An 11544-nucleotide genomic window follows, 5' to 3' on the forward strand; every position below is an offset into this window, starting at 1 on the left:
TTTGGCTGCTAAACCTTATTTGCGGGGGAATACCTAAAGATACAAAAAAGCCAACTAATTCGCAATACTTTGTGTATGAATTAGTTGGCTAATTTTATACTATTTAATGAATGTCCCTAATTAATTTAATTCTGATACTGCAAAGATAGGGGCTTTCCGCTTTTCCCGCAATCCCCTAAAATGGGTATTCTTCTATCAATTACTAGCTATATATAGTGGTTCAGGCGTTTGCATAACTATGCATCCCTCCAAGAACATAATTTACCCCGAAATAGGTCATTAAGACGGTCAGGAAAGCAAGAATCATATAGATATGGAAGAATAGAGGCTTGCGGAAAATGCGCAGGCTTTGTGAATGGAAGGCTACTCCATATACCAGAAAAGTAATCAGTGCCCATACTTCTTTCGGGTCCCACGCCCAGTATCGTCCCCAGGAAACGTTTGCCCAAACTGCTCCCAGAAAGATGCCTGCTCCTAAAAAGAAGGTGGCAGGGTAGAGCAGCAAACGGCTGACTAGCGTCAACTGTTCTATCCGGTTGTCTTGTATAGCGTCGTTTCCGGAGACATTGTTTTCCGATTCTTTTTTCCGGAGGCATAATGCCAGTATTCCGTTTAGCATGATGAATGCCAATAGGGCATAAGACATCATAATCAATGAAACATGAATACTTAGCCATGGAGAGACGAGCACCGGCATTAATGGGGTTATCTGGGGATTCATTTGTCCCAGATAGGATACCAACAAAGCAAAGCCGGAGAGGAGGAATCCGAATGGAAGTATAAATGAGAATCTTCGATGGAGCAGACAGGCTATCAAAAGAATACAAAGAGCCATAAACTGCATGGTTTCGTAACCGTTACTAAGTGGAATACGACCGCCAATGTACCAGCGCAGGCAATATCCTGCTAGATGGAATATGAAAGCAAGATAGAGTGCAACAGAAAAGAAAGTTCCTGCCATGCGGGAAATCGTTTTGGCTTTGGGCGAGAGGATATTTCTTTGCAGGCTGTTATGAAGTAGAAGCAGGAAAGACAACACTCCCAATGACAGATTTATCATAAAAAGAATCTTGCTGAACGGAATCCGGTTGTAGAGTAATTCTGCTTTCACTTCCAGTTCGGAGAGAGGTTGCACGCTGCCATCAGTGGGTAATGGATGGATGAATGTTCCTTTTTCCAACATCAGGATCAGGCCTACTTTTTCATCTGTTTCCTGGATTGCTTTGGCGAGTTTGCTTTGTTGTCCTTGTTCACGTTGCCAATGTTCACGGAGACGATAAACAGAACCGTCAAATAAATCAGTTAATCGAGCATAAGGTGTTTGTAAGTTTAATAAATGCTGTAATTCTGTATTTTTGATGCATATCAATGGCTCATTTCTCCACACTTCCGGATAAAGTAACCAGCCACCTATCACTTGTTCAGGTGTCAATCCTTTATATGAAGCTTCTCCTGTCAGTTTCTGAATGAAATCACGGGCTAATGTGTTGAAAGGTACTACCCGGTCGTGATAAATAACCTGTTCCTGTGCTAAACTGTCCGCTTGTGTTCGTTTCAATGCAGGAAGGAGTTTTTTTTGTGCTTGCATGTTACCTGCAAGGCAGAAAATAAACAGTATAAATACACCTCCTTTTTTAAGTAGCGGGTGGTTTAGCAGGCGTCGGAAATCACTACTGCGGGAAAATAGTAGCCAAATCATGGAGAGACCGAGCAGGATATATCCCGCATAAGTCACTCCTGTTCCCCATGGATCATAATTGACAGTCAGCCAGCTCCCTTTTCCGTCATCATCGAAAGATGACTGATAGAAACGGAAACCTTGTGATGTAAATATACGATTCATTGAAATCTGTTCGTGTAATAGAACATTTTTCTGTCCGGGAAGAGAGTAGGTGATATAGCTGATGTAGTCTGCCGGTGCTTCTGTTCCGGGATAGTATGCTATACGGAAACTATCTAGTTGTATTGTGAATGGCAGATCAGCTTTTCTGCCGCTTTCCGATTCCTGGAAACTGTCTATTGTTGCCCCCGGAAGCAAGTGTACGTATCCTTTTTTGCTTCCGATAAACGTAATCATGGCCCCCACCAAGATAACGAGGAGGGAGCCATGAAACAACAATATGGGGAACCGTCGCCATAAAGCGCGTCGGATGAGAGCAACAAGTGCAATGGTGGCAATTGTTCCCCACAAACAACAAAACCAGCATGTATGATATATATTTCTTTCTACAAAATCTGTCCCATACGCTTGTTCTACGAAAGTAGTCACAGCGAGTAGTCCCACCAGACAGATATATAAGATAATAAGTAACCTTTTCAACTGTATAATCTTTTATGATATTAAAATGGAGCGTATTCCTTATTCTTACATTCTTTCACTCCCATACATTCCATCTCAATCAACCATCCGGGACGGCATACCGGAGCATGAACAAATACTTTAGGAGTATGTGGGAAACGTTTGTCATACATTGCTTTAACAACTGCATAGTCGGCTATGTCACGCAGATATACAATCATTTGTCCCAAATCTTCAAACGTGCAGTCCGCTTCTTTCAACAGGGTTTCCACATTCTCCCACATTCGTTCTGTCTGTTTGCGGATGTTGCCGGGATATACCACTTCGCCTTTGTTGTTGATACTTGCCGTTCCTGAAATAAATACCTGTCGGCGGTCGCCATAATCTACATACGTGCCACGTTCAAAGCTTACTCCATATTCATAAGTTGGGTTCAGATGGGTAGGAGCATAGAGGAAATGAATCTGTTCCGGTTGCAGTCCTGCTACGGCGTAAGTATCCATTTGTACCAGTACTTTCGGGTCGGCATGCCGGCCGTCGATGCCTGTGCTGGAAATATAATGTGTTTTTTCTGTCAGGTTTTGGGTGACGAAAACTTCATTACGTGCTTTCACTACTCCGGCATAATTCACATCTACATTTTGCACGAAAAACCATGTGCGGATACAATTGTCTGCCAGTTTACAACCTTGTTCCATGAGTTGCATCACATAGTCATTCAATAATAGACGGGTCTGGTATTCCGAATTGGCGGCACGATTGAATGCACTACCGCCCCAGAAGTGGCGATAGGCACTGTGTTTCACCTCAAAAAGCCCGTTATGTAAGACTTGTGTCTGTACGTCTGTCAACAGGTAAACCCATAAGGCAATTTTTGTTCCGTCCAGCGGGGGCTGTTCCACAATGGAAAGTGCGCAGTCCGAACCTTCGGTTGTCAATGCCAGTAGTGTATCTGCCTGATTGGCAGCGTCACTAAGGAAATAACGTTTGAGGATGGCAACTGCTCCTTTCAATTCTTGGGTAAGTAAATAATCGTAGGTGTTTAATACTGCATTCAGCTGTTCTTCGTATGTATCTTCCGGTTTAGTAGAATGAATGATAATATGATACTCTGAAGCTTCTCCTCCTGCATTATATTTAAAAATCTCTGTTAGCGTCTTTTCAGACTGAATATTCTGTTGTTTTTTGTTGTTCATATCAGTTGGGTAAATAACTATTTATTCTTGCGCACCGTTATTGATCCAGTCGTCAATAAGGGTCAAAATCGGGGATGATACTATTTCTTTTGAGTGATCGTATCCCCAGGTTGAACTAATAGTGGTATTTAATAATGTGTGCAATACGCTTTCTTGCGCACTGCCCGGCTTGACGAGTAACATGCCATCTACTTTCTTCGACGGGCGGTTGACCAGTGCCTTGTAACTTTTGCCTTCTGTCAGATACAGGTTGGCTGCTGCCGAACTACCTCCACCATGACAGTGTGCGCATGTCGTATTAAATACTTTTTCTTGAATGCCATGGTACATACCTACATTTACAGTTCCCACATCCATAAGGATGGTGTCGTCAACTGCTGTAAGGTCGTCCATTGACTGAAAACTGATAACTCGTTTTCTCAATTTATTAATAACGCACAATTCAATAGTGGTTACTTTATCACTGACTCCTGTCATCGTAACCTGGATCTCATCATCTTCGACCGCCGGAATTGTTTTGGTGACAACGGCATACTCGCTCTCATCACTGAAGCCTGCCACTACAACACTATAACCATCGGGCCATTTACTGATACCATTGATCTTACCGCTCATCTTCAGCGTGCGTCCTTCTTCTGATAGGGTCTCTGTCTTTTCGTAAATACGTCCGTCATCGCATGATGTGATGTATGCCAATAACAGTAGATAACCCCCGAAAAGAATGTATTTTTTCATAAACAAATCCTTTCTTGTGCTATTTAGAATGTGTACTGAAGTAGAATACTGGCCGAATGTACTGCCAAACCTAAATCGTCGTTATCCCGATCAAGTTGGGTATCATGACCTTTACGGGCAATATACTGGTACATCGCTTGTAACTTCAGATTACAGTTCTTGAAAAAATAGTTCATACCCACGGCTGGCATATTTAGAAAACCATTGGTGTCCATTCCGTTACGGTTGAAGAAATCATAGCGTGCAGCTGCTTGCAGACGGGGGGCAACGAAGTAACCACCTTGTACATAGCCGCCCAGGTAATTATATGACTCGGAAATCTTTTGTCTTTTTGTGAAGCCAACATTCATATAATAGACTTCAGCACCGAGGTAAAGTTTGTTCTTTAGCATTGCAAACTCCAATCCGGCACGATAATCATTGGTACTTTCATTTTCACTTTCTACATTGATAGAGGTAGAAATACCAAACATGATTTTGTCTTCATTCAGCCTGTTCGGATTTCCCTGTGTAGCGGGCATCACTCCTTTAGGCATATAGGTGAAACGTCCGGCGTACAGTAAAGACGGAATGTGCCAGTCATCACTAAATGTTTTTGTTGCTGTATTTACTGCTGCACCCGTACCGTTGAATAAACCGATTTCATACCCGAATTTATCAGCTACCAAACCGTGAATCTCTACACCTAAATCGAATCCGGTGCCAATATTGGGTGTTACCGCATTCAAAGAATAGGGGAGGATAACGGGAGCAGTCAGTGATACTGGCAAACTAGGTAACAATGTTTCTCCCAGTGTTGTCAGGTAGGCATGTGAAAACGGAGTTTTGAATTTACCGACCCGGATGGCAAACTGCTTTTTCAGTTGAACATCAAACCAGGCTTGTTGAAGTAATGCACCTCCGCTGGCTGCCGCATTTATGGAAAGGTTGAAAGATACTTTATCGAAAGCCTTTCCGGTGAATCCGAGTACGGCGTAAGGAACTGAAAATCCGGAGTTGGCTATGTTATCTTGATTGTATGCTTTATCCAGTCCTTCATCGTCGTACCAATTGAAGTTTGCACTGGTCTGTACGAGCAGATAGGGTTTGAATACAAAATCTCCTTTCTTGGTTTCGATAGTGAATCCTTCTCTTCCAGCTAATGATACTACACCATTTTCTGTATCTTCTTCATGTTGTGCCATAGCGGCCAAAGGCATTATGGCAGTCAGCATGGCAATGATTATAAATCTCTTCATAATTACTTTATATATACTACTTTTAGTTTAAAGTGAATTTAAAAATGCAATCAGCGCATCCCGGTCTTCCTTACTCATATTCTTAAATAAGTTCTTTGATGCTTCTCCTTCTCCGCCATGCCACATGATGGCTTCTGTCAGATTGCGGGCACGTCCGTCATGCAAGAAATAAGTATGTCCGTTGACCTTTTCTTGTAAGCCGATTCCCCAAAGAGGGGTAGTACGCCATTCGTTTCCACGTGCCAGCCCGCTTACATAGTTGTCGTTCAGTCCGACTCCCATAATTTCAGAACCCATATCATGTAATAGATAATCAGAATAAGGGTGAATCGTTTGACCGCCTAACCACGGGAGTTGAGTATTATTTAATAAAACACTACCACGTGTCTTAGTGTGTAAAGTGGTCACATGACAGAGATGACATTTGGCTTTATAGAAGTTCTGTTCCCCTTTGATTACTTGCGGATCGTTTACATTACGCCGGGCGGGAACACCAAGACTTTGCATATAGAGATCTACGTTTTCCATCTCTTCTGTGCTGACATCCAGTTGGTCGTAAGAAAGCCCCATCATGCTGCCTTGGTTTACTTGTATTTGTCCTTCACAGATTTCTTCCGGATAGCGGCTGTTGGTAACGCCCATATCACTGGAGAATCCCAATTCTACAGTTAAATCGGCATGTTGAGCTTTGTTGCCGGACAATCCCAGACTTCTCACTCCGCGTTCGGTGATGTAATTACATCGTCCGCTGATTCCATATTCGGGATAATTACTTTTTGCTGCAAGTGCTTCAATTTCAACAGGATCTAGTGCCATCATTTGCCCCATGCCTACATGGCGTAATGGAATACGTACGGTACAAAACAAATCTTCCGGTTTGATTTCTTCGGCATACCATTCGGATATAGTATAATTGGGTTTGCAAAGCGTGTAGGCTTCTCCATCAGGGAAAGAAAATGTCTCGTAAGTGTATTCCACAGACAGTTTGCCTTCCGGTTGCACTCCATAGATTGCCTGGTCATGAAGCACACGTCCATAATCTTGAAAGAAAGCTCCGTTTTTACGGGATATGTAGACTAGCATGGAAGAGAATCCATAGCTGCCCGATCCACCCTCTGTCCATAAAGAGGGTTTGGTACGTCCCGCATTCCGGTGGCAACTGCCGCACGAATAACCGGCATAAACGGGGCCAAGTCCGCCGCCATGCCCGTTGTTGCTTGTACGTACATCGTCATATAGCCTGTCGCCTCGGGTGAAACGTACATCGTATGCTCCTGTTATCCAATCTGCAGGCGTGTCATAAGCAACAGACGAATTCAAGAAAATAGTTGATGTTCCGGCTGATAGAGCATAGCCCTCCGGAATCTCGATATCCAATATGTCAATTCCGTCATCATCACAGGCAGAGCATGCCAACAGGCAAAAGAAAGAGAATGAATATTTTAGAAAGTGATTCATTGTTTATTGACTTTGTTTCAATAATATGTTTTAAACATACCAAAGAAGTAAAGGTGGATCATTGAATTCCAACCTTTACTTCTCAATAATATCTTAGCTAAGATAAAGCTTTATTGTACTTTACGTGGTTCACCGTTTTTGTAGAGAAGGAATTCCAATGTGTGGAAACCGCGTACATTTTGTGCCGATTCGACAGCAGCTTCATCATCACCTTCACTCCATTCGAGATCACTCCAACTTTGAGAATTCAGTATTTGTACAATAGCGTTCTGATCCAGAGGCCAGCTGTCCATGTTAGGATCAAGTCCCATTTCGTCTACCGGACCGAATAAGAAAGCTTCGCTCTTTTCCCATGGTTCACGAGCAGTGATCCAAGCATCACAAGCTGTTTCAAAAGCACTATTTGACGGATTGTCTGCAAGGGCTATTACTGCATTGTAGAGAGCGTCATTTTTTTCTTTCAAACTTTTGTAGGTAGGCACTACTACTGCATCTACATATTGTGTTACTACAGGATTAAGTACTGTGTCCGTATTGATATTGTTGCTATTATTTGCAATATAGGATTTTAAGTCATTCTTCAGTATACTTTCCAGCTCTGCACAAGCATCCATAGCTGCTACCGTTTCGTTACTGGGAATATGATTACGGAAAGGTTGCGGAATATCCTGAATGGCTTTTGCCGCTTTTTGGATAGCATTCTTTATCTTGGTATCTAATGATGAATTAACACCGGCGATAACAGTAGATAAAGAATTAGCATTTATATTACCGTCTAAAGAACCGTAATATGCATTCCGGATGGAATAAATGTTATTGGTATAGTCATCACGAGAATGCCAGCTGTACCAGGATTCCACAGCATATAATGCTTCTTCAGTATTTCCGGCTTTATACAAGTTGTATGGGTCACCAATTTTGGCTGTACCGACTTCATTGGCAATTTCCGCGCATTTATCCACGATTTCTTCCACACAGCTCAAGGCGCTTGCGTAAGGAGAGGCACTATGAGCCTTGAACAGGGAAGCATAGCTTTCACCTCCTTTATAGCTTGAATTCCATGCGTTGTAGAGATTGGTTGCATCTGTTTTTAGAAGTGCTGCTACATTTCTCATGTAGTTATGCCAGCTTGATGCATTTTCAGGAGTGTAATCAATATTAGCAGGATCTACTGTTGGGTTGTCATCATCACTGCTGCAAGAAGTTGTTGTGAATGCTAATCCCAATATTAGGGCTGCGACATAAAAGAATTTTGTTTTCATCATATAAAAATTAAATAATTGATTATTTGTTATTTCTTAATAAACCATCCTATATAGGCAATTCCAATAGAAAATTCGTTTTCACTGTTGTATGACTTTGATACGCCAAAAACTTTATTTGTACCAATCTGGCGGGTTGCATAGTCTGCTTTTATCACTAAGTTTGGCAAAGCGTACCAATTTAATCCCGCTGTCCACATACTTACTTGGCAACGCTTTTCCATCGTTTGCCCTTTTTCCCCTTTCTCTTGTGGGTTGTAGTATTCATAGCGGGCAAATGGATAGATTACCGGAATCTTTTTATTGTCTCCGAAGACCGAGCGGATATTAATACCGGCTTCTGCTGCATAACTTACGGCATTCTTCGCTACCGGAGCCAGACGGCTGTAAGGCGATTTATTGGATAATTTGACATTTGCCTGACTTACTCCTAATGAATTTCCTAAATTTCCATATAAGATATTACCGCGTGCCGTTACATATTTATTGCGATACTGTGCATCTGCGGTGAAGATTCTTATCGGAATTTTTCCATAGCTTGCATAAGTCTGTTCTTTATCAGAGTTGGCTCCTGCATCTGCACAATAATAAAATGATGCACCTACACGTAAATTGGGAACTCCTTTATAGTCTAAACGAAATACATACGCGGGAGAAGTGAAGTTGTCTTCCTCAAAGATTCCTTGTTTGCCACTACCTACCCATGTGTTACGATCGAATCCATTAGGATTCAGGCCTGCTACCACCATAGCTTGATAATCGAAGCTTGCATACCCTTTTCCGAAAGAACCAAAGATTTCCAGACCATTTTCATGCCAGGTAGAAGGCAAAAGGCTTGTTTCACCTTCCGGGCGTGAAGTTCCGAAGAAATTGATCGGTTCATGGTGTGCGTTAGTCAATCCTACCGGAACAATAATATGTCCGGCACGTACATTGAGGGAGCGGTGAATTAAACGTGTGATGTGAAATTGTTCGATAGCTACTTCACCTCCTTTTTCAACTTCTGTTTCGTATTCACCGTTTTCGGTGTTTTCTAATTCGAAAGCTGTACCTGTTCCACCAGATTCGAACTCAATCTCTGCACCGAGTATCCATTTGGAATTGAACTTATAATCAAAAGCTAAAACGAAACGGGGAATTGAAATGGTATTCCTGTTTTTCTTTGGATTACCATCGTTTCCTCCATAGAAACGGTTGATGCCATAATCTTTAAAATTAGCGACCATTTCACCGTATCCTCCAAAACGGAATTTTGTATATTCTTCTGTAGAAGAAGAATTACTACTTTTGGAAATTTCTTTTGTCTCCTGTGCTGGAATTGTAAGAGAAGGTAGGAGACTAAGAATAACGATTGCTGTTATTTTTCTCATCTTTTTAATAATTTTATCGGCTGCAAAGTTAGATGAGGTTAAAAAATGTGGCAATACCTAATATTAGGCATAGTTGTTTCTTAAATTCAGTATATGTAGGTAATTTTAATCTAAAGAGTAAAAAAAATATAGTAGTAGATGAAATAAAACAGACAAAGGTGTATATCAGTAAAAATTATCATACTGAAATACACCTTTGTCTGTTGTTAGTGTGTAGAGTTGTCTTTATTATTTCATAGCGTCACCGATTTTGTTTGTAATTGAGCGAATCGTTTCTTCTACAACCAGTTTCCTTGAGTATATCTACCATCAGGAAACTACCTTTTCAGAAACGATTCAACTCAGACAAACTACATACAAACAAAGCTAAACTTATGCTAAGGTTATCGCTTAAACTGCCATCTTTATACCTTCTTTTTTACTGCAATATCGTTTGCATTGCTGGCAAAGGTCATATCCCAGCATAGCTCCTAAAATAAAATCTTCTTCGGCAGTCAGTTGGTTTAAAGGACGGATGATGATGTGCCGCATGGCTTCCATACATTCTGCCTTTCCAAAAAACAGGTTAATTTTATTGGTACCTACTTCCTGTATCATATAACTGATCTTTTGATTTTTCAATCGGCGGATGGCAAATTCTTCGTGCTCTTTACTCATTGTGTAAAGTATCATGTTGCGTACGCCTTTCTTAAACTCATAAATATGATTAAGAAAAATTCGGATTTCGCCGGGGATGATTCTTTCAGTTGCCATGATGCAAAGTATTCTTTTTATGTTAAGGTAAAATTAGCTAATTTCTTGTTTCACTTGTTCAGCCCATACGCTGATACGTTCGTCTGTTTTGCTATCTTCGTTGACTTCGTCAAGTGGAAGACCTACAAACTTACCGTCTACGACGGCAATGGAGGAATCGAAGGTATAGCCTGCAGTATCTGTTGCTCCACAGAATTTGCAGTGGGTATCTTTCAGATCTTCATAAAGAATACCTATTGCGTCACAGAATGTGTCGCTATACGAGTCAGAGTCGCCGCAACCAAACAGGGCTACAGATTTGTGGGATAAATCACACTTCTTTAAAACTTTTACTCCATCGTACCAGTCGTCTTGAAGTTCGCCTGCTCCCCATGTGGAAGAGCCGAGCACCAATACGTCATATTCATTGACTAATGCCTCTGTTAGCTTGGATACATCAAATACATCTGCCGATGGCACATCTAATTTCTCTGCAATTCGACGGGCAAGATCTTCTGTTGTTCCGGTTGTGGAACCATAAAATACACCAATTTTATTCATCTTTGATTCGTTTTTAAATGTAACGCTGCAAAGATAGAGGGTCTTAAAGAAATAGGAAATCCCCATTTATAATGGAAGATTTGTCTCCTTCTCATTATAAATGGGGATATATGGAATAAAAAATGGTCGATCTTTTTCGGGATATTCAGTAAATATCCCTAGAAAATACAATGGCATATGAAGATGGCAAAGTATCATCACTTCATATGCCATTTTTATTGTCATTTTTCTGAATTTATCATATATTCTTACTCAACAGGACATGACGTTCCGGAAGAGGTCTGATGACCTCTTCTGATTCTGTCAGTAAAATCATGTCATGCCGCTTTGACTGCTCTGTTTCTGATCTTGTCTATCATCAGTACGGCATTTGCTGTATGTATTCCGAAGAAAATCCATAGGATTTCCGTCTTTCTCTTCCGTGCCTTTATCCTTGAGAGTGAGTAATGTTGCTTCTGTGTACCGAAGCTTCCCTCAAGTCGGGTAGTCCTTTCTTTAGAGAGTTCACTTCTGAGAACCTTTCTCAAGGATTCATCCCTGGCCGCCCTTCCCTTGTGTACAAAGGAGGTGGATATCAAGGAGTCTGATCATACGGCGCTTGAGCATCCTTGTCCTTGAAGCCTTCCTCTTTCTTTTCTTGCAGTAGGACAGATAGGACTCCGCCACATCCGCATACTTGTTGCGCGGACGTCT

General features: G+C 41.4%; 9 protein-coding genes and 1 pseudogene. All 10 read right to left on the reverse strand.

Going from position 1 to position 11544, the window contains the following annotated elements:
- Positions 1–220 precede the first annotated feature (220 nt).
- Positions 221–2320: a cytochrome c biogenesis protein CcsA gene (gene ccsA / locus H8S52_RS18825; protein WP_117899922.1), complete on the reverse strand. Its 2100-nt coding sequence runs from the start codon at positions 2318–2320 to the stop codon at positions 221–223.
- A 20-nt stretch (positions 2321–2340) separates the two neighbouring features.
- Positions 2341–3495 carry a Rid family hydrolase gene (locus tag H8S52_RS18830; RefSeq protein ID WP_004300129.1) on the reverse strand — a complete coding sequence of 385 codons (1155 nt, stop codon included), beginning with the start codon at positions 3493–3495 and terminating at the stop codon, positions 2341–2343.
- 21 nt (positions 3496–3516) lie between these two features.
- A complete protein-coding gene (locus H8S52_RS18835) occupies positions 3517–4230 on the reverse strand; it encodes a hypothetical protein (RefSeq protein WP_117899921.1) in 714 nt (237 codons plus the stop codon).
- A 23-nt stretch (positions 4231–4253) separates the two neighbouring features.
- Entirely contained in the window at positions 4254–5468 is a 1215-nt protein-coding gene (locus H8S52_RS18840; protein ID WP_004303732.1) for a porin, read from the reverse strand.
- 27 nt (positions 5469–5495) lie between these two features.
- Complete coding sequence (locus H8S52_RS18845) at positions 5496–6926, reverse strand: di-heme oxidoredictase family protein (RefSeq protein WP_004303731.1); 1431 nt, start codon at positions 6924–6926, stop codon at positions 5496–5498.
- A gap of 110 nt (positions 6927–7036) precedes the next feature.
- Positions 7037–8191 (reverse strand): imelysin family protein, encoded by a 1155-nt coding sequence (locus H8S52_RS18850; protein ID WP_186910371.1) that lies wholly within the window; start codon positions 8189–8191, stop codon positions 7037–7039.
- Between the two features lie 26 nt (positions 8192–8217).
- Positions 8218–9558, reverse strand: a complete 1341-nt coding sequence (locus H8S52_RS18855) for a hypothetical protein (RefSeq protein WP_117899919.1) — start codon at positions 9556–9558, stop codon at positions 8218–8220.
- Between the two features lie 390 nt (positions 9559–9948).
- Positions 9949–10311 carry a DUF2023 family protein gene (locus H8S52_RS18860; RefSeq protein ID WP_117899918.1) on the reverse strand — a complete coding sequence of 121 codons (363 nt, stop codon included), beginning with the start codon at positions 10309–10311 and terminating at the stop codon, positions 9949–9951.
- Positions 10312–10344: 33 nt separating this feature from the next.
- Positions 10345–10851 (reverse strand): flavodoxin FldA, encoded by a 507-nt coding sequence (fldA, locus tag H8S52_RS18865; protein ID WP_117899917.1) that lies wholly within the window; start codon positions 10849–10851, stop codon positions 10345–10347.
- A 317-nt stretch (positions 10852–11168) separates the two neighbouring features.
- A pseudogene (locus H8S52_RS18870) lies at positions 11169–11544 on the reverse strand (hypothetical protein); the annotation flags it as partial.

This window comes from Bacteroides sp. NSJ-48 (genome assembly GCF_014287405.1).
Lineage (GTDB): Bacteria > Bacteroidota > Bacteroidia > Bacteroidales > Bacteroidaceae > Bacteroides > Bacteroides stercoris.

Coding starts and splice junctions, on each gene's coding strand:
- H8S52_RS18830 (WP_004300129.1), bottom strand. CDS start 3,495: ATGAACAACAAAAAACAACAGAATATTCAGTCTGAAAAGACGCTAACA.
- H8S52_RS18835 (WP_117899921.1), bottom strand. CDS start 4,230: ATGAAAAAATACATTCTTTTCGGGGGTTATCTACTGTTATTGGCATAC.
- H8S52_RS18840 (WP_004303732.1), bottom strand. CDS start 5,468: ATGAAGAGATTTATAATCATTGCCATGCTGACTGCCATAATGCCTTTG.
- H8S52_RS18845 (WP_004303731.1), bottom strand. CDS start 6,926: ATGAATCACTTTCTAAAATATTCATTCTCTTTCTTTTGCCTGTTGGCA.
- H8S52_RS18850 (WP_186910371.1), bottom strand. CDS start 8,191: ATGATGAAAACAAAATTCTTTTATGTCGCAGCCCTAATATTGGGATTA.
- H8S52_RS18855 (WP_117899919.1), bottom strand. CDS start 9,558: ATGAGAAAAATAACAGCAATCGTTATTCTTAGTCTCCTACCTTCTCTT.
- H8S52_RS18860 (WP_117899918.1), bottom strand. CDS start 10,311: ATGGCAACTGAAAGAATCATCCCCGGCGAAATCCGAATTTTTCTTAAT.
- fldA (WP_117899917.1), bottom strand. CDS start 10,851: ATGAATAAAATTGGTGTATTTTATGGTTCCACAACCGGAACAACAGAA.